Source organism: Kitasatospora sp. NPDC096204, from assembly GCF_044763205.1.
Classification (GTDB): Bacteria; Actinomycetota; Actinomycetes; order Streptomycetales; family Streptomycetaceae; genus Kitasatospora.
The window spans coordinates 1-17,818 of the sequence record NZ_JBIWFT010000035.1 but is presented as its reverse complement, the minus strand read 5'-3'; the positions used below and the strand labels follow the sequence as shown (position 1 = coordinate 17,818).

Here is a 17,818-nt window from a genome sequence, read left to right as displayed (position 1 = left end):
AACAGGCGCCGCCGGCTGAGCCCGGCTGTCGGGATGTCTCCCGCCGTTCCCTGGTCCCGCTCGCCGCGGTCCAGGCGTGCCCGCCGCAGATCCCGCTCGCCGGCGCCGTGGGCCGGGCGGGCCGGCCGTGCCTGCCCGGGCGCCGGAGACGCGCCGGGCTGACAGCTGCAGGCGGCCACGCGGACCGCGGCCGGCTGCGCCCCGCCTGCTCTGGCGTGTGCCGTTCGCCGCCGGACCGCCACCGAACCTGCCCACCCGGCACCGCTGTCGGGCCGGCACCGCTGTCGGGCTGCTGTCGTGGGGCGAGCAGGGCGTCGGCCTCGGGCTGCTGGGCGATGCACACTGCGCTCTCCACCGGCACCGGCCTCCTCACGAAGAGATTGGGATGGTCGGATGGTCCGCCAAGTGTGGCCATATGGGCCCCGCGGTGGCGGTGACACGCCCCGGCGCCGGCCGGCAGGCACCCGAGCGGCCCCGAACCCGGGGACCGCCCGGCGCGAGGCGGTGTCGGCGGGGTGACGGATCGGGGGGTCGCTCGTTGGGCCGGGTGCCTGCCGGTCGCAGCAGGACGGCGGTGCCCGGACTACAACCCCCGGCCCGGGCACCGCCGCACCCGGCCGGCCCGGTCACTCCGCCGACCGCTCGAGGGCGACCCCGGAAACTCTGGAACTCCGACTCCGTCACCCGGCCTTCCCGACCCAACGAGGACGCACCGCGGCGATTCGCCACGTTGTCCTCCAGGCCCCGGCTCCGGGGGTGGCCCGGATGCTCGGTTACCACAACGACACCACCGCCCAGCTCGCCGCCGAGGCCGGAGGAACCTGGCGTCATTACGCCCCTGGCGACCACTCACGATCACTATGAGCACTCAACAGCGGAGGCATACGTGACTCGCACTTTCGTGAGGTCACCATTTCGATCCCCTTCAGGCGATGCTTGACCTTGCCGCTGGAGGCAGCGGTTGCACGATGACCGGCATGAACAGCACCGCACCGCAGAGCAGCAGGATCGTCGCCGTCACCGGAGCCGGCACCGGGATCGGCCGGGCCACCGCCCGCGCCTTCGCCGCTGAGGGCGCCCACGTGGTCGCGATCGGGCGGCGGGCCGAGCCCCTCAAGGAGACCGCGGCCAGGCACGACCGAATCACGCCGCTGGCCGCCGACATCACCGCCGATGGCGAGCCGGATCGGATCATCCGGGCCGTGCTGGAGACACACGGCCGGCTGGACGTGCTGGTCAACAACGCAGGCATCGTGCGCAGCGGCGCCCTCGGCACGCTGACGCCAGAGATGATCACAGCTCAGCTTGCCACCAACCTCGTCGCGCCCATCCTGCTGGCCCAGGTCGCGCTACCACTCCTGGAGAAGTCGGGCGGGGTGATCGTCAATGTCAGTACGTCGGTGGGGCAGCGGGCCTGGCCCGGCAGCTCGGTCTATGCGGCTACCAAGACCGCTCTGGAGCTGCTGACCCGCAGCTGGGCGGTCGAGCTGGCAGCCCGCGGGATCCGGGTGGTGGCGGTCGCCCCCGGCGCGATCGACACCCCCATCGGCGAGCACCAGGGCCTGACACCGGAGGGAATGGCAGCGGTGCGGGAGTGGCAGCTGGCGCACACCCCGCTGGCCCGGATCGGCCGCCCCGAGGAGGTGGCCTGGGCAGTCACCCAGCTTGCCGCACCGGCCGCTTCGTTCGTCACCGGAGTGGTACTCCCGGTCGACGGCGGAGCGGTCGTTGCGTGATAGGAGTGGTGCGGGAGGTGGGATGAGTGCGGATCGGTGAGCTGGCCGGGGCGACCGGGATAACCGCCCGTGCGCTGCGGCACTACGAGCAGGCCAGACTGATCTCCTCGCAGCGGGCCCCCAACGGCTACCGCATCTATGACGAGCGGGCGGTGGTGCGCGTCCGCAATATCCGCTACCTGCTGGCCGCCGGGCTCACTCTGGACGACGTGCAGGTGTTCCTGCCGTGCCTGGACGGCGATGTGGCCGCTGCACCGCCCTCGGACAAGGGCCTGCGGGTCGCGCTGGAACGGCTGGCAGTCCTCAACGAACGGATCGCTGCCCAGACCGAGGCCCGCGACCGGCTGGAAGCCGCGTTGCGACAGGCGACCGGTGGCCGGATCCGCCCAGTGGCCTGAACGCCCGCCTCGTCACAGAAGCCGGAGGAACCTGTCGCTACGCTCCCCATGACCACTGGGCTTGATTCGCTTTCACGGACACCCCTGACCAGGGGCTTCGGCCCCGTGAGGGGGCCGGGTACATCGCGGCGGACGCCGCCCTGCCCGCGCTCTCGGTGTTCATCGCCGCCGGCCGCATCTGAGGCACCTCCGGGGTGCGGGAATCCCGCGCGGCCCGGGGCGGTTGCAGCCCACGGCCCCGGGCAGCGGCGGCCGACGCCAACAGGAGGGGTACGCACGTGCGCATCGGCGACATCGAGGTCCTGGCGGTCACGGACGGAGTCGGCACCGAGACGGCCGCCGACATCCTCACCCGCCCCGGCACCGACGACCCGTGGGCCTGCCACGACCACCACCGCCGGCCCGACGGCACCCTGGACCTGCCGCTCGGCGGCTTCCTGGTACGCAGCGGGGAACGCACCGTCCTGGTCGACGCCGGGGTCGGGCCCTTCGACGACGGCAAGTACCGCGGCGGGCAGTTCCTCGACTCGCTCGCCGCCCACGGCGTCACCCCCGCCGACGTGACCGACGTGCTCTTCACCCACCTGCACTTCGACCACATCGGCTGGGCCGCCGTCCAGGGCCGGCCCGTCTTCCCCCGGGCCACCTACCGCGCCCACCGCGCCGACTGGGAGTACTTCGTCACCGGGCAGGCCGCCCGGCCCGATACCGTGGACAAACTCACCCCCATCGAGGACCGACTCGAGCTGTTCGACGCCGACTTCACCCCCGCCCCCGGCCTCGACGCCCTCCACCTGCCCGGCCACACCCCCGGCACCACCGTGTACGTGCTCTCCGGCGGCGGCCGGCGCGCCCTGTTGCTGGGCGACGTGGTCCACTCCGTGGTCCAGTTCGCCGAACGCGACTGGCAGGTCATCTGGGACGTCGACCCGGCGGCCGCCTCCGCCGTGCGCAACCGCATCGCCGACGAGGTCGCCGACACCGACGACCTGCTGGTCGCCGCCCACTTCCCCGGCATGCGCTTCGGCCGCATCCTCGCCGCCGACGGCCACCGGCGCTTCGTCACCGCCTGATCGGTGCCGGTGAGCCCGTCGCACGGACCGCCGTTCGATCCGTGCGTGATCCTGCTCGGAGACGTGCTGTGGCCCGACATCGCGATGGTGTCGGGCCATAGCACATAGCCGCTACGAGCGGCGGGTGCCGGGTCGCCTTCGATTCACGGACCGGCCCCTCGGGGCGTGCGTCCTGCGGGCCCGTGCCGCGATGCGGACCTCGGCACCCGGCGGGTTGGTGGTGTGGCGGGCGGCCAGGCGATGCAGCTCGCCGCCCCGTCCGCCGGGCCGAACCTTCGAAACAACATCGCACACGACCTGTTGGAGGTGGTCCCCTCCCGCCACCAAGCGGCGCTGGTGTTGCTGGCCGCTTTGGTTCTTCTCCGGGTGGCGTCCGCAGAGTTGGCGATCGGGGCCTGAGCACTCTCTGGCCGGGTTGCCGTTGACGCCGGTTGCTGATGGCGAGTTGGCGGATCTTTAGCTGGGACCGGTCCTGGCGAGCGCCGGGACCGGTCCCCGCCGTGCTCGACGGGCGCCGGATGCGGCAGCCGCGCGGGCTCGGCTCCGGTGGCTTGGGAGGTAGGGGGCGTTGCTTCAGGGGACATCTCCGTGCCGGCAGCAGAGGAGACGACAACCCTGGCCACCGCCACCGCGATGGGCACGGCCGTGGCGAACTGGGCCAAGGAGTCCAACGGGCGCATCGAGGCGCGCGCGTTCGACCTCGCCGAACCCCTGGACGCCGAGTCCGTCCCGGCCGTGCTCCTCGCGCTGGGGCTGGAGTGTCTGCACGGGGCGGGGAAAAAACCCCTCTGTCAGTTGCTGTCCGTCCGCCGGCCCAGGCATGGCGAGTGCTCTTCGCCGCGGCGTCAACGGGAGGGGCGTACAACTCGGGCTCCTACGGTGCCTACGGCCGTCTGGCGGCCTGGCAGTCCCTAGCCGCGCTGGCCGGAAGCCCAGAAGGAACCAGCGCTTCTGAGGTCGAGGCGCACGTGCTGGACTGCGTCTGGCACGGCTTCGGCGCCGACACCAAATGGTTCGAGCAGGTGGCCTGGGACATTGGTCTGGCCGCGCTCTCCCCAGGTCGACGGCGCCTGGCCGTGCTCGCTGCGACCGACACCGACTGAGTCGGCAACTGGTCGTGCGTCGAGGAGGCGGGCGGCCGCGTCCACGCCCGGGTGACCACCCAGGCCCCGCGGATCGCGGACCTGGTCGCCGCCGAGAAGGCGGGCGAGCCGGTCACGGTGTACGCCACTTAAGCGTCGCTGGAGCGGATCGTCCAGGCCCACCCGACTTCGGGCTTCCGCCCTGGGACCTGGTGGTCATCGACGAGGCGCACCGCACCGCCGGCGCCGAGGGCAAGGCCTGGGCGGCCGTCCACGACGACACCCGGGTCGGCGGGCCGGCAGGTCCAGATGGGCGGGAATCGCGGTCACCCACGCACTATGTCGCGCCGCCCCCGCCGACGCCTCCCGTTCCGATGAACATCAACCCAGCCGATCACGAACCGCTCGCCGGTTGGGCAAGTAACGCGAAAACCCGGTCAGATGTGCACAGTCACAGCCGACTTGCCCGTCGGCCCGGGAGGGTGCGGTCGCCCGGTACACCGCCACGGCCAGCTCGCACCGCGGGGTCCTTCGCGGACCCGGACGGGTACCTGGGAGGCGGCGGCGCCGGTCGCCGCAGGCCCGTCCGCCGGGGCCTGACCGGGGCGGCCCATGGCCTTGTCGAGTCCGTGCCGTTCGTGGGAAAAATGCCGCGCGTGCCGCTCGGGCGAATGATCATAATGACCGTACCCGTCCCGGCCTGTTCCGCCAGGCCGTTGTCCGGCGGGAAACGGGAGATCAGGAGACATCCCCTTGACGCGGTTCGTCGTCCGTGTGGCGCCGGTGATGCTGGCGATGACCGGCCTGTTGGCGGGTTGTTCGTCCGCACCGACCCCGGGGTCCCCGCCTCCGGCCGGTCCTGACCATGGTGCCGCTGCGTCTCCGTTGGCTCCACCAGCCCCGGCGCCCCCGCCGGCCTCGTCGGCCGCGCCATGGCTGCCGCTCGCACCCCTGTCCCGCGAGCAGCTGGACGCCTCGCTCCTACAGATTGCCGACCTACCGTCGGGCAGCACGACCGAGCCCGCCAAGGTCGTGCCCGGCACACCGGCCGAACTGGCCGACCAGATCCAGCGGTACCCGGCGTGCGGGCCGGTCCTCACCGCCGTCTCCGAGCAACTGCCGAACTCCGCCCGTCGCTGGTACGTCACGGGCAACAACGTGCTGGGCAACCGAACCCTGGCGGACCTCGGGAACGTTCCCGACGGGCGGTCCCGGGAACGCTTCGACGCGCTGGAGCATGCCGTGTACGGCGGCGGCTGCACCGGCTTCCGGGCGGACGGCGGGCCGCAGCTTCGGGTCGAGGCGGTTCCCGTCGAGGGGCTGGAGGTTCCGGCCGTGGGCTTCCGCATCGTCGCACCGACCGGCGCGGTGGCGTCCCAGGGCGGGTTCACACGTGTCTACCTCTACGCGGCCGTCGGCGACAACCGCGCCCTCCTCCTCACCGCCGACGACACTGCTCACACACCTGCCCTGCGCAGCGACCTGGTGACCGCCCAGGTCCACCGCCTCGCGACCGCGTCCGGCTGACCCGGGCCGGCGCGACACGACCGGGGCACGACCGAGGGGACCTTCAACGGCACCATGGGGCGGCTGCACAGGCGGGGTCGCGCCCGATGGCGACTGGTCGTCGCTGACGCCGGACCGGTCGCGCTGGCCAACCGGCAGCAGGCCGTCGCGGACCTGTCCGCCGACTGCTGGCGCGGCCGGTGGTGCAGGGAGGTCCGCGACGACAACGACGACGGCTGGCCCGAGTACGACGACGCCGTGCCCATCGTCGCGACCACCCTGGAGCTGCTGGCCACCCGCGGGCCGCTCGGGCCGGTGTGGTGGCGCTTCGGCCGCTCGGGCCGCCACTCCCTCATCGAGGCGCTGGAGCTCGTCCCTCCCAGCGAGGGGAGCCTGGACCGTGAGACCTGGATCCGGCTGATCGATATCCTCACCGTGCACAGCCCCGCAGGCCCGGACACTCGCTGCCTGGCCTACTACCCGATGACGCTCGGGGCCATCGACTTCGACAACCTCCATGTGCGGGCGGGGCGCCTCGGCGACGCCGAGATCCTCTACGACATGCCCGAGGCCGACCTGGCCGACTTCAGCCCCGTCAACGTCTGGGCCGAAGACCGCTCATGGGTCCTGTGCACCGACTACGACCTGTGAGCCACCAAGGTCGCCGGGCCTCCGGCCCTCATCGAGGCGCTGCTGAACGACCGGTCTCGAGGCGGTACGGCTGACCTGGGCGACCTGAGGCGAGCTGCACCGGCCCGTTCTGATCGGTCGCAGATCAGGGACGGCAGACGCCGGGTTACCGGTACCTGGACACGGTGGGCTTTCAGTACGACCAGAATGGGTCGTCGCACCGGGGGATGATGTCAAGGTTGCCGTTGGCCAGGGTCGGCTCGGGTATGTAGGTGCCGAAGGGGTCACGGTCGCGGATGACCGGGATGGGGCCGACGGCCGCCTGGAAGGTGATGTTGCCGGCAGCGCCGAAGAGCACGCATACGCCGTGCCCGGCGCCGGTGGTGGCGAACATGGCCGGCTGCCTGGGGTTGACGGAGGTGATCGTGTACCCGCGGGCCTGCCAGCCGCGTTCGGTGATGCCTAGCAGTGCGCCGTGTTTGGTTGGGGCGATCTTGGTCATGACGTAGCGGTCGCGGGTCGCGATGGCGTAGCCCAGGGATCGGTCGTCGGGGCCTGCGGTCTGCTCGACGGAGCGCGGCCAGCCATCCCAGTAACGCAGGCGGGGACGGATCGCGGCCATCGTCTCGTCGAGGAGCGCGTCGAGTACCTGGACAGCCTGTTCGGGGGTCATGCGGAGCCTTTGGAGAAAGGGGGGCAGGGCTTCGGAGGGGACAACCGATGGTCCGGCAGGCCGGGGCTGGCCCGCCGTGCGGCGGGCCAGCCCCGGGGCGGGTTGGCGGAGCTGCTGGGTGATCAGTTCGACCAGAACGGGTCGTCGTATTTGGGAATGATGTCGAGGTTGCCGTTGGCCATGACGGGGTCGGGCGTGGGGGTGCCGAACGGATCGCGGTCGCGGATGACGGGAATAGGGGAGACGGCCGCGCTGATGTCGATGTTGCCGAACTCGTAGATGGTGATGGTGACGCTGTTGCCGTCCGGGGTTCGGGCAGTCAGGGAAGGCAGGGTGGAGCCGGCGGGGGTGGCGACCGTGTAGCCCTTGGCCTTCCAGCCCTGCTCGACCATGCCTAGCAGGGTGGGGTACTTGGCCGGGGAGATCTTGGTCATGACGTAGCGGTCTCGGGTGGCGGTGGCGTAGCCCAGGGAGTGATCGTCGATCCCGCCGCTCTGTTCGGTGGAGTGAGGCCAGGCGTCCCAGTACTGCGGGCGGGGCCGGACCTGGGCGAGCGAGTCGTCGAGGAGGGCGTTGAGGCGGAGCAGGGCCTGCTCGGGGGGCACCAACGAGGTGGACGGCGAGGAACTGACAACGTCGTGGACGGCGCTGCAGGCCGTCAGGGCGAACGCGAGCGCCACAGGCGCGGTGACTGCGGCCAGGCGCCGTGGCAGCGGGTTGCTCGGAAATGCGATCATCGCTGGTCCTGCCTGGTGACGTGGTTGTACCTGCCGGCCACGATCTGGCCGATGTTGTTGGACGAGATCGCGTTGTCGTTCGGGCCGGCCTTCAGGTCGGGTTTCTCCATGTAGTTGGAGTGGGACTCCTGGGGCAGTCCGAACGGGACGGCGAAGCGGTTGGCGCCGAACTCCTTGCTGGCCGGGTCCTGGCCGAACCAGAGCTGGTTGGGCTGGCCACCGGCGGCCGTGTACAGGTCGCTGCCGAGACCTCCAAGGACGGGGTCCAGGGCGCCCATGGCGGCACGGGGCGCGGACGGCAGATGGCTGACGGGGTCGCTCTCCGCGTCGCCGACCCACACGTGACTGGGGTCGATGTTCAGTTGCGAGGCCTTCTGCGCGCCGGTGCCAGGGGAACCGACGAGGACGATGTCGTCGGCACCGGTGCCGCCGGGCATCTGCGCGCCCATGCCCACCGTGGTGGAGCCGTAGCTGTGGGCCAGGGCGACCAGGTGTGCGGGTGGCCCGTCGTGGGTGGCGCGCAGGCCCGCCATGAACTTGTCGTAGGCGGCGCCGCCCTTGACGGCGCGGTCGGTGTCCATCACGTCCAACGTCCGGGTGTCACCGTCGGCGAGCTTGTCCAGACCCGGCGGTGGATCGTAGCCGAGCCAGACCATGGAAGCGGCCGAGGCAGTGGGGTCGGCGTTCTGCGTTGCCTGCCATACGTTCCGGGCACGGTCGCCGTCCTTGTTGGCGACGTCGGAAAGCTTGGTGCCCAGCCCGGGCACGTACGCGCTGACGTTCTTCGCGGTGTCCGGGTTGCCGTAGGACAGGATGCCGCGGCCCTGCCCCTCCTCGCTGACGCCGAGCAGGAAGATCGGCGGCTTCTGGTCCCCGTACCCCTTCAGCTTGGCATCGATCGCGCGGAAGCCGTCCAGCTTCTGCTTCTCGTCGTCCGTCAAGTTGGGCTTGTGCTCGTAGACGTCGAGCAGGTGGGTCAGCTGGAGGCGGTTGGCCTGGTTCCGGGCTTCCGCCGGAATGCCGTCGCGCATTCCGAGCAGGTCCGGAAATGTCTGGATGAAGCGCTGCTGCTCGTCCGGGGGCAGGCTCTTCCACCAGGCGTTGACCTCGGTGGCCGGCGTACCGGCGGGCGGAAACCCGACTGACATCAGGTCGACACCCTGCTGGGTCACGGCCTTCAGATCGGCAGCGGCCTTGTCGGTCTCCAGCCCGGAGCCGTTGCGCGCGCGTTCGGTCAGGGCGTCCAGGAGCGCTGCGACCTTCTGGTCGGCGTTGTCGGCCTCGGTGACGGCGCCGGATATCCGGTTCGCCAGCGCCTTCGCCTGTTCGGGGATGTTGTAACCCGGGTCGTTCTGCTCAGCCTTGGATGGCGCGGGCCAAGTCACCGTCCCGCTGTCGGCGACGGTCAGTCCCCGGTTCTGAGCGTCCTGCAGTGCCTCCTTCAGCTTGAGCTGGGCCAGCAGCAAGCTGTCGTAAGCCTCGCGCAGCAGCCCGGAAACCGCCGACATCTCAGTGTGCGCCGCGTCCAGGCGCTCGCTGGTGCGTTGCAGGGAAGCATTGGCGGCACCGGCGGCGTTACCGACCCAGCTCGCGCTGTAAATGTGCCGGACGACCTCGTGATGCATCGTCTGGACGTGCTTGTTGAAGTTGGCGGAGAGGGTGTCGTACGCGGTGGCCGCCGGCACGAGGCCGGACAGGTCGGTGTCGCGTAGCTGAGCGAGAGTGACCATCAGCTCCCCGCCTGCGGAGAGCCGCCTGCGCCGTAGGGGGCGAGGCTCACGGCGCTGTTCTTGTCGGCGTTTCGATAGTCGGTCGCCGTCTGACCCAGCTTGATGCTGACATTGTCGATCTCCGTGGCCAGGCTCTTCAGGCACTCCTCCCACGCGGCCGTGCAACTCTTCAGCGACGCTCCGACCCGCCAGCCCGACATGGCGCCGACCGCCGTGTCCGAGGGCTCGTGAATGACCTTGAGCTCATTCGGCATCGCCTCGCCGGTGTCCTTCGCCGCCTTGGCAGCCGTGTCCAAGTCTGCCGAGTCGACCCCAAAGGACGGCCCGGCCGACGACGTGGACGGCGGGATGGCATAAGGCCCACCCGAGCCTGCGTACGCGTTCATGGATGTCCGTCCCCCCCTGCCAGCCGACGTACGCCACGCTCACGAACCGCTTCGGCCGCGAGGGGCGCTACATGCGTACGACTCGCACATGTGACCGTATATTCGCGCACGGTGAACGTAGCAGACTTGGCTCGTCCATGGGGCCGCCTGGCTGCTAAGGCCCGCGAACACGCTGCCCGACTGTGTGATCTCCGGAGTCTCAGAGGGCGTTTGAAGTGAGTGGATTGCCCTTTATGTTCTAGTAGGTTCCTCGCCAGATTGGTGTGGTCTCGTCCGTTATGCGCTTGGTGAGGTTGTCGATCGAGGCGATGTGGATCATGGCTTCGGAGCTGGCCGGCAGGGTCTCGTAGTCGCGGGCCAACCGGGGGTCTGTCCAGCCAACGGCTCTGTCCCGTAATCGGCTCTGTCCCGTAATCGGCTCTGTCCCGTATCCGGCGGTAACGAAGGGTGACGGTCGTCGTTGGCATGGCATGCGCGATGTCAACGAGCTTGTGAGTGTGGTGTTTTCAGGACTGTCGGCCCTCGTCGTCGAGGGTGTGGCGGACGAGGGTGAGGTCATCCGGGTGTCGGCTCGGACCCGGGATGATCCGGTGTTGTGCCCGGTATGTGGCCAGCCGACAGGACAGGTGCATGCCTTCCACGGGCGGGTGGTCGCGGACGTTCCGGTTGACGGGCGCCGGGTCGTGGCGTCGGTGCGGGTCCGGCGCATGGTCTGCCCGGTCCTGGGCTGCCCGCGGCAGACGTTCCGCGAGCAGGTCCCCGGCGATCGAGCGCTACCAGCGGCGCACGCGCCGTCTCACCGACCAACTCGCTGGGATCGTGAAGGAGTTAGCGGGCCGGGCGGGCGCCCGCCTCTCCCGCATCCTGGCCTGTGCGATCTCCCGCTCGACCGCCCTGCGCTTGCTCATGCGCCAGGCGGTACCGCCGCCGCGTGTCCCGCGCGTGCTCGGCGTCGACGACTTCGCCCTGCGCCGACGCCGGCGATACGCCACCGCGCTCATCGACGCCGAGACCGGCGAGCGGATCGACGTCCTGCCCGACCGCACCACCCAGACCCTGGTCGCGTGGCTGCGCGAGCACCCCGGGGCCGAGTACGTCTGCCGGGACGGCTCCGGATCCTACGGCGAGGCGATCCGCCAGGCCCTCCACGAAGCGGTGCAGGCCAGTGACAGGTGGCACTTGTGGACCAACCTGTGCGGGAAGGTCCTGGCCGAGGTCCGCTCCCACGCCGCCTGCTGGGCCACCGCCGTGAACCCCGCCAGGCCCGGAGGCGTGCGCGAGCCGACCACCCGCGAACGCTGGCAGCAGGTCCGCGCCCTGCTCGGCCAGGGCGTCGGGCTGCTCGAATGCGCCCGCCGCCTCGACGTCGCGCTGAACACCGTCAAGCGGTACGCCCGCATGAAGGAGCCCACCGCAGAGCGCCGCGCACCCCGCTACAAGCCCACGCTGGTCGATCCCTACCGCGACCACCTGCGCCGGCGCCGGGCCGAGGACCCCGCGGTGCCTGTCACCCACCTCCTGCGCGAGATCAAGGAGCTCGGCTACACCGGCAGCGCGAACCTCCTGGTCCGCTACATCACCCAGGGCCGCGCCGAGGGCGACAGACCCGTCACCACCCCGCGGCGGTTCGCCCGCCTCCTCCTCAGCCGCCCCGAGAACCTGCGCGACAAGGACACCGCACTGCTGAGGGAACTCACTGCGGCATGCCCCGAGATGACCGAACTCGCCCGTCTGACCGGAGAGTTCGCGCAACTGCTGACGCCGGCCGAGGGCAACGACACCAAGCTCACCGACTGGATCACGTCAGACGGGGTACGGGGTACGTGAGCGGACGAGTACGTGGCAGGTACAACGCGCCGGGAGTTCGATCGAACACTCGGTGGATGATCGTCACTGGGTTCTATCTGAGCACCCACGAGCACACGCCGGGGATCCGGCTGATCGGCCCGATCCAGCAGAAGTCCTGAACTCTGCCGAAGAAGCGGAACGCTTCCGGATTCCGCCGTAGAGACGCCGGCCGTGGTTCTGGCGCCCACCCGTGGTGTCTATGTGCTGTTTACAACAGTCTTTTGTGTTCTTCGCTTTGATCGCAGAAACGGTTCGACTCGAAATCTCACGATCGTCTGAGGTCATCACTCTCCACTGCCCCTGACAAGCCTCCCTGGAGCCGCCACCCGGTCCACCGGAAACCCGTCGGCGACAGACGTCAGCCTGCCAGCATGTCGGGGTGACTGGAGAGGTACACAACCACAGCGAAGGATCACCCCAGAACGTGATCCAGGCAGGACAGATCCACGCCCTCCATCTGAACTCCTCCCCCGCCTCCCGCAGCAGACGGTCGGCCAACGCCGACGCCGAGAACGATGCCCTGGACGGGCTGGCCCGTGAGGTGCTGGATCGGTGGCGGGACGAGGCCAGTGCCCGAGGTCTGCACCATCCAGTTCCGATGGCAATCCCCTGGGAGCTGGAGTAGGGCCACCGGAACGACCCGAACGCAGAGCGTCCTGAACTGGCCGGGCTTGAGGATCTGGTGACCTGGGTCCGAACGCTCGCGCCACGCCAGCTGGTGGTCACCGGTCCTGGCGGAGCGGGGAAGTCGTCCCTGGTCGTCCTGATCGCGGTCGAGGTGCTGAAGGCCAGGGCCCCCGGCTCCGGGGAGAGCGTGCCGGTCATCCTGGCAATGCCGGACTGGGAGCCCGGGACCAGCGTCCAGGACTGGGTCATCAGGCGCATCAGCGAGGAGTACGGAAGGCTCGTCGAAGGCCTGGATCAGCCGGTCGTGGCGTCACTGGTGCGGGGTCAGCGGATCGTTCCCGTGCTCGACGGCCTCGACGAGCTCCCTCCGCTGGCTCGCGAAGACGCGGTAAGGGCGCTGGAGCGTGCACTCGGCACGACGGACCCCCTGATTCTGACCTCCCGACCGGAGGCCTACCAGCCTGTCGTGGACGACTCGCCGGTACTGCGCCATGTGCCCGTGCTGCGTCTTTGCCCGGTGACTCCCGAGGCTGGGCGCGCGTACCTCGCCCAGATGTGTCATCGGGATCGTCTCGGCCCCTGGCAGTCGCTCTTCGACGCGATGGAGAAGGACTCCGAAGGCCCGGTCGCCACCACCCTCTCCTCGCCCCTGATGCTCTCGCTCGCGGCAACGGTGTACGCGCCCAGGAACGCCGACCCTCGTGAACTGCTCGATGCGACGCGGCTGCCCGCAGAGGCGGACATCAAGGGCCATCTCCTGGACGCGCTGATCCCGGCTGTCTGCGCACAGGGGCCCCGTCCCTCCTACCTCCCCGGGCCGGTGCGCCGTTGGAAGTCCGACAGAGCGCCCACGTACTTCCGCTTCCTGGCCGGCGAGCTCCGCCGCCGGCGTACCCAGGACATCGCGTGGTGGCAGCTGAGGAGCCGGCTGACCGAGCCGGGCGTCTGGGGCACCCTCGTGATCGTCGCCGTCGGCATCTACGGCACGGTGGTGGGCTATGCGATCGCGGGGCTGGCCACCCTCCTGGGTGTCTCTCCCCCACGGCCCGGCCTCGGGATCCTGGGCGTGGGCCAAGTACTCGGTGCCGTCGCCGCGGTCGCCATCATCACAACGGCCTTCGGCAGGGTGCTCACGAGGCACCTGTTCAGCGGCTTCGACGATCGCCCACGACGACCGACGGCCGGAATCAGTGGACGGCTGCTCCTGGCGGCGGTGGCGACGACAGTCGTCGGCGTGGCCCTGCCCGGCAGCACGTCGGCGACCCTGTGTGTCTTCCTTCTTCCTCTGCTCTCCGGTGTGCTCCTGACCCGGTCGACCGAGTCCGACAGGACGGCCAGGCCGAGGCAGTTGCTGCGCGACGAGCGCAGGATCGCTCTCGTCGAATCCACGGTGGTCGCACCGGCCATCGCGGCGACCTCACTGGCGTTCTTCCACTGGCTCAACGGCGATCCGATGCTCATCGGTGGCGGTCTCGTCATCGGCTGGTCGTGCTCGGCCGCCGTCCTGATCGCCCTCAGCCGCTGGGGCCGCTGGACGGCCACGCGGCTCATCCTGGCGAGGCGTCGATGCCTGCCACGCGATGTGGTGGGCTTCCTCGAGGACGGCCGCCAGTTGGGCGTGCTGCGGCGGTTCGGCGGGATCTACCAGTTCCGGCACGCCGAGTTGAAGTCCCGTCTTGCCGGAGAGACGCCGGGCCCGATGCCCGACAGTGCCGCAGGAGCACGCGCAGTGGTGCTCAGGAGCAGCGTGCGGAGCATCGGGGCCCTATGGGCGTCGGCATGCGATCTGCTGGGGCTGACCGCCGTGTTCCTCCTGGTGGTCTCCCCCGTGTCCTCGGGCTCGGGCATCCAGGCCGACTTGCGCCAGACCTGGCTGCTGACCGTACGTTGGCGGCCCCTGCTGTTGGCCGTGCTCGGCGTTCTCGTCCTGGGGGCACTGGCGTTGCGAGCGGTCGCGACGCGGCTGCGCATCGACGGTGAGGGTGTGGAGCTCAACGAGGGCCGCAAGCTGCGGCTGCGGTGGGATGACGTGGCGGAGGCACGGGTGATCAGGGTCCGATCCCGCAGAAATGTGGAGACCGGCTCCCCCGATCTGAACGTCTCGTACTGCCTCGCGATGAGGCCGGTGCCCGGGCTGAAGACGCCGAGCTTCCCCACCGACGCAGACGGCTGGATTCGGGTGTGGGAGCTGGGCTCCACCGAGGTGGTGCCGCTCGATCTGGAGCTTGCGCTCTCCCGGTTCGCCGCCGACCGGTGGCGCCGTGACGGCTGAAGCCTGAGGCTGCCCAACGGTACCGGGGACGGCGGGGGGGTTCACCCTGGTCATCCACACGGCGGTCCGCGACTGCTCGGATCGCGCTGCTCCGTCACCCGCCAGACGCTGCAGGATTTTCCGCGGAAAATCCTGCAGCGCCTGGCGGAGCCAGGCAGACGCTCGGTGTTCAGCGCCTCGGCTCACACACCCGGCGTACGGACGCCGGACACATCGTGGCCGCGGCCGCGCTGGATGCGAGGATTTTCCGCGGAAAATTCCAGCGGTCGGAAGCTGGTGCAGCGCCGCGTTTGATCTTGCGAGGGTCCTGATCGCCCCGGTGGTAGCCGGGGCGATCAGGACCGGCGAAGGCCAGGTCTCAGTTCGGGACCAGCACGGTCGCGTGGCCGGCGAGCGCGGTGTTGGTCTCGTCCAGATCGAATGCGGCAGGGTCGAACTGGTCGGCCGATTCCAGGCCGAGCCATTCGAGGCGTTCCTCGTGTTCTTCGTGGCCGGGGTCGGCAAGAATCTCGACGAGGTGGTCGTAGCCCCAGATCCCACCGCAGTCCTCGGGCGGGCCGGCACGACGGCCGGTGAGGCAACGCGGGTAGGAGACACCGGGTTCGGCGTCTCCTACGGCTTCGACGAGGATGTCGTGCTCCCAGTTGTCGCCGAAGTCGTAGGTGTAGCCGAACCGTGCGCCGACGCAGGGGGCGATCTGGTCGAGGCGCATCGTTGCCGCACTGCGGATTCCCAGGTCCCGGTCGGTGACCCCGTACCGTTCGCGCCCGGTCTCGAAGGCCCACATGTGGTAGTCCTCCCAGCCGAACGCGGCCTGGACCAGGTCATGCAGCCGCCGCAGATCGGTGCCCGACGGCACCTGGAGGCGACGCCAGATCGGAGGCCGGGAGCCGGACAGGGTGACCTTGATCGTATGGACGGACGTTCCCACGGCGGTCCGGGAGCGGGTGGACGGATCGGCGCGCCTGGTGTTCGACATGGCCGTCATCCTGCCAGTGGCGCCGGCCCCGGCGAGGACGTTCGCCACCAACCCACTCGCCCGTGTGACGCTGTCCAGCGCATGTCGCCTCCGGGGAGAGCATGCCGGTGCACAGCCCGTTCACGGTGGGGGCCGGGACAAGGACCAGCGGGCGATCGCCGAATCCCCAGCAGGACACGGGATCTCCGGGGTCGGACAGATCCTGACCGGCATGGACATCCCACCCGGCCGACGCGACCCGACTGTACCGAACAACGCGGTTTCGACAGCAGCTTCAGGGGTGCAGAGACTGCTGCCGGGGTGCTCGACGGCCGAGATCGCCGGGTGTCTAAGGTCGCGTTCCATGACGAGGACCACTCCGCCGCGCCCGCTTGATGTCGAAGCGCTCTTCCCGGAACTGGCCGCCTACCGGGGTACGACGACGCGGCTCCACCCACGGCCGGGCAGCCCGACGATGACTGACAGCTCGGTGGGTGGTCCGATGCTGTGGCCGGCGGAGGAGCCGTGGCCGGTGTGCGGTGAGGCCCACGGCCGGGGGCGCGGTCGGCGTCCGGCCGACATCCACCGCTACCGGGGGATTCTGGCTGCCGCGTGGGCTCGGGAGCAGAGCCCGGGCCCTACGAAGGAGGAACGGGAGCTCCTGGCCGAGCTGTACCTGGAGCACCGGCTCCCCGAGGTGTCGCAGACGGAACCGTTGCCGATGATCGGCCTGGCGCAGCTGTAGGTGGTCAGCTACCCGTTCGCCGGCCTCCTGCCCGAGGAGCTGTGCGCCCGGCTCGACGCCTGGGACGAGAGCCAGGAGGAGGCCATGCGGTCGGCTGACGAGATCGCAGCCCATGCGGTCGGCTACCAGTACGACCTGTCGATCCCGCCCGGCTGGCGCGTCGGCGGCTTCGCCTCCTGGCACGCCACCGACCCGTACCCCATGGACTGCCGGACCTGCCGCACGCCGATGCACCTACTGCTGACCATCGACAGCTCGGAATGGGACGGCGGCAGCGGCAGCTGGAAGCCGCTAGAGAATCGGAACCTGCCTGCCCATCGGTCCGCCACCCCCACCAAAGTCGTCGTGGGCCGATTCGGTGAGCTGAACGTCTTCGCCTGCCCCATCGATTCCAACCATCCGCACTGCTGGAGCATCCAGTAGCACGGGCGGCGGCCCCCGCCCGGTTCGGTGCTCCAATCATCGGCGAACGCGGGTGCTGGCGCCTCTCCTGAACACAGCCATCGGCCCCTGTGGCAGATCACACTCGCCAACCCCAGCCCCCAACGACACGGTCCGGACTCACACACCTACCTGCGCTGACCCAACGCCAACGCCCGCATCCGCTGCGACGGACGGCCACTGGCCACAGCCGCATAGCCCGGGCAAGGCGGCGCGGCGTTCTCCCGCTACCTTTCTGGCATGGTCAGCAAACGGAAGCCGTACTGGTGGACCTTCGGAACTCCGACGACGCTCGTTCTGTACCGGACGCCGGAGCGGTGGCGGTATGCCGTCTACTTCACCGGACCGGAAGGCGTCGCCGACGGGGCACTCGACCAGCCCACCACCTCCGGCGAGCCCGAGAGCGCGCAGGCAGCCATGCATCGCATCGCCGAAGAGCTCACCCTCCGCGAGCTCGAGATCAGTTGGGCAGAAGCCGATCGGCCAGACCACTGGACCGGCCTGATCACCAGCGCCGGCCCGCTCCCTGCCCTCTGACGACCAGATCCCCCAACGACCCACTTCAACGGTTCCGGCGAACCCTGCGGTCACGGCACTGGTCCTCGACAACGGCTCGTCCCCTGTCATGCCCGCCGCCCGCCGCCCGCCGCCCGGACCTGGCCGGCAGCCCACCCACGCTTCATCGTGCACCACACGCCTCTGCACGTCTCATGGCTGAATCAGATGGAGATCTTCTGCTCGATCCTCGCCCGTCGTCTCCTCCGCCGGGTCAATCCCACTCTGAACTCCGCCGAAGCCCTTCCAGAATTTTCCGCGGAAAATCAGTGGGTCGGTGCCGACGATCCTGGCTACGGGTTCGCTGTCCGCGATCTCCCAACCGTGGTTCTGGATCACTTTCCGTGCCAGAGCCACAGAGCGTCACCACAACCGCGATCATGAACGGTCGTGGCTGACGACCTCCTCCAAGACCTCTGGC

At 70.0% G+C, this 17,818-nt stretch carries 15 protein-coding genes and 3 pseudogenes; 12 read left to right on the top strand and 6 right to left on the bottom strand.

All coding sequences use genetic code 11. The features are described from left to right. Positions 1–968 precede the first annotated feature (968 nt). The 6 genes and pseudogenes from ACIQ87_RS30645 (at position 969) to ACIQ87_RS30620 (ending at position 6,446) form a co-directional block, all read left to right on the top strand. On the top strand, positions 969–1,736 hold the full coding sequence (locus ACIQ87_RS30645; protein WP_402413119.1) for an SDR family NAD(P)-dependent oxidoreductase: 768 nt from the start codon (positions 969–971) through the stop codon (positions 1,734–1,736). A gap of 26 nt (positions 1,737–1,762) precedes the next feature. Continuing rightward, on the top strand, positions 1,763–2,134 hold the full coding sequence (locus ACIQ87_RS30640; RefSeq protein WP_402412927.1) for a MerR family transcriptional regulator: 372 nt from the start codon (positions 1,763–1,765) through the stop codon (positions 2,132–2,134). Between the two features lie 278 nt (positions 2,135–2,412). Continuing rightward, entirely contained in the window at positions 2,413–3,207 is a 795-nt protein-coding gene (locus ACIQ87_RS30635; RefSeq protein WP_402412924.1) for an MBL fold metallo-hydrolase, read from the top strand. 546 nt (positions 3,208–3,753) lie between these two features. After that, positions 3,754–4,310, top strand: a pseudogene (locus ACIQ87_RS30630) (DUF6183 family protein). Positions 4,311–5,174: 864 nt separating this feature from the next. Beyond that, a complete protein-coding gene (locus ACIQ87_RS30625; RefSeq protein ID WP_402412921.1) occupies positions 5,175–5,816 on the top strand; it encodes a hypothetical protein in 642 nt (213 codons plus the stop codon). Between the two features lie 54 nt (positions 5,817–5,870). Next, entirely contained in the window at positions 5,871–6,446 is a 576-nt protein-coding gene (locus tag ACIQ87_RS30620) for a hypothetical protein (RefSeq protein WP_402412918.1), read from the top strand. Positions 6,447–6,618: 172 nt separating this feature from the next. Here the strand turns inward: ACIQ87_RS30620 and ACIQ87_RS30615 are convergent, their stop codons facing one another. The 5 genes and pseudogenes from ACIQ87_RS30615 to ACIQ87_RS30595 all read right to left on the bottom strand — a co-directional run. Continuing rightward, the gene (locus ACIQ87_RS30615; RefSeq protein ID WP_402412916.1) at positions 6,619–7,098 is read right to left on the bottom strand and encodes a hypothetical protein; all 480 of its coding nucleotides are present in this window, start codon (positions 7,096–7,098) and stop codon (positions 6,619–6,621) included. 122 nt (positions 7,099–7,220) lie between these two features. Further along, entirely contained in the window at positions 7,221–7,835 is a 615-nt protein-coding gene (locus ACIQ87_RS30610; RefSeq protein WP_402412913.1) for a hypothetical protein, read from the bottom strand. Next, positions 7,832–9,565 (bottom strand): alpha/beta hydrolase, encoded by a 1,734-nt coding sequence (locus ACIQ87_RS30605; protein WP_402412911.1) that lies wholly within the window; start codon positions 9,563–9,565, stop codon positions 7,832–7,834. The genes ACIQ87_RS30610 and ACIQ87_RS30605 overlap by 4 nt, the downstream gene beginning before the upstream one ends. Continuing rightward, the gene (locus tag ACIQ87_RS30600; protein ID WP_402412908.1) at positions 9,565–9,951 is read right to left on the bottom strand and encodes a hypothetical protein; all 387 of its coding nucleotides are present in this window, start codon (positions 9,949–9,951) and stop codon (positions 9,565–9,567) included. Before ACIQ87_RS30600 ends, ACIQ87_RS30605 begins: the two co-directional genes overlap by 1 nt. 238 nt (positions 9,952–10,189) lie before the next feature. Then, positions 10,190–10,318, bottom strand: a pseudogene (locus ACIQ87_RS30595) (IS5/IS1182 family transposase); the annotation flags it as partial. Between the two features lie 133 nt (positions 10,319–10,451). Between ACIQ87_RS30595 and ACIQ87_RS30590 the strand changes: the two are divergent. The 3 genes and pseudogenes from ACIQ87_RS30590 to ACIQ87_RS30580 all read left to right on the top strand — a co-directional run. Continuing rightward, positions 10,452–11,751, top strand: a pseudogene (locus tag ACIQ87_RS30590) (ISL3 family transposase); the annotation flags it as partial. A gap of 472 nt (positions 11,752–12,223) precedes the next feature. After that, the gene (locus ACIQ87_RS30585; RefSeq protein WP_402412906.1) at positions 12,224–12,424 is read left to right on the top strand and encodes a hypothetical protein; all 201 of its coding nucleotides are present in this window, start codon (positions 12,224–12,226) and stop codon (positions 12,422–12,424) included. A 57-nt stretch (positions 12,425–12,481) separates the two neighbouring features. Further along, complete coding sequence (locus ACIQ87_RS30580) at positions 12,482–14,698, top strand: NACHT domain-containing protein (RefSeq protein ID WP_402412903.1); 2,217 nt, start codon at positions 12,482–12,484, stop codon at positions 14,696–14,698. A gap of 358 nt (positions 14,699–15,056) precedes the next feature. Here the strand turns inward: ACIQ87_RS30580 and ACIQ87_RS30575 are convergent, their stop codons facing one another. Next, positions 15,057–15,677, bottom strand: a complete 621-nt coding sequence (locus ACIQ87_RS30575; protein WP_402412900.1) for a plasmid pRiA4b ORF-3 family protein — start codon at positions 15,675–15,677, stop codon at positions 15,057–15,059. 343 nt (positions 15,678–16,020) lie between these two features. Here ACIQ87_RS30575 and ACIQ87_RS30570 point away from each other — a divergent pair, with 343 nt between their 5' ends. The 3 genes from ACIQ87_RS30570 to ACIQ87_RS30560 all read left to right on the top strand — a co-directional run bounded on the left by ACIQ87_RS30570 (position 16,021) and on the right by ACIQ87_RS30560 (position 17,379). Further along, positions 16,021–16,401 carry a hypothetical protein gene (locus ACIQ87_RS30570; protein WP_402412898.1) on the top strand — a complete coding sequence of 127 codons (381 nt, stop codon included), beginning with the start codon at positions 16,021–16,023 and terminating at the stop codon, positions 16,399–16,401. Beyond that, complete coding sequence (locus tag ACIQ87_RS30565) at positions 16,402–16,824, top strand: hypothetical protein (RefSeq protein ID WP_402412895.1); 423 nt, start codon at positions 16,402–16,404, stop codon at positions 16,822–16,824. 258 nt (positions 16,825–17,082) lie between these two features. Next, a complete protein-coding gene (locus ACIQ87_RS30560) occupies positions 17,083–17,379 on the top strand; it encodes a hypothetical protein (RefSeq protein WP_402412894.1) in 297 nt (98 codons plus the stop codon). Positions 17,380–17,818 lie beyond the last annotated feature (439 nt).

What these genes read in the sequence shown, in the direction of transcription:
- ACIQ87_RS30615 (WP_402412916.1), bottom strand. Translation starts at nt 7,098, where the DNA reads ATGACCCCCGAACAGGCTGTCCAGGTACTCGACGCGCTCCTCGACGAG.
- ACIQ87_RS30600 (WP_402412908.1), bottom strand. Translation starts at nt 9,951, where the DNA reads ATGAACGCGTACGCAGGCTCGGGTGGGCCTTATGCCATCCCGCCGTCC.
- ACIQ87_RS30605 (WP_402412911.1), bottom strand. Translation starts at nt 9,565, where the DNA reads ATGGTCACTCTCGCTCAGCTACGCGACACCGACCTGTCCGGCCTCGTG.
- ACIQ87_RS30620 (WP_402412918.1), top strand. Translation starts at nt 5,871, where the DNA reads ATGGGGCGGCTGCACAGGCGGGGTCGCGCCCGATGGCGACTGGTCGTC.
- ACIQ87_RS30570 (WP_402412898.1), top strand. Translation starts at nt 16,021, where the DNA reads ATGACGAGGACCACTCCGCCGCGCCCGCTTGATGTCGAAGCGCTCTTC.
- ACIQ87_RS30610 (WP_402412913.1), bottom strand. Translation starts at nt 7,835, where the DNA reads ATGATCGCATTTCCGAGCAACCCGCTGCCACGGCGCCTGGCCGCAGTC.
- ACIQ87_RS30645 (WP_402413119.1), top strand. Translation starts at nt 969, where the DNA reads ATGACCGGCATGAACAGCACCGCACCGCAGAGCAGCAGGATCGTCGCC.
- ACIQ87_RS30575 (WP_402412900.1), bottom strand. Translation starts at nt 15,677, where the DNA reads ATGTCGAACACCAGGCGCGCCGATCCGTCCACCCGCTCCCGGACCGCC.
- ACIQ87_RS30560 (WP_402412894.1), top strand. Translation starts at nt 17,083, where the DNA reads ATGGTCAGCAAACGGAAGCCGTACTGGTGGACCTTCGGAACTCCGACG.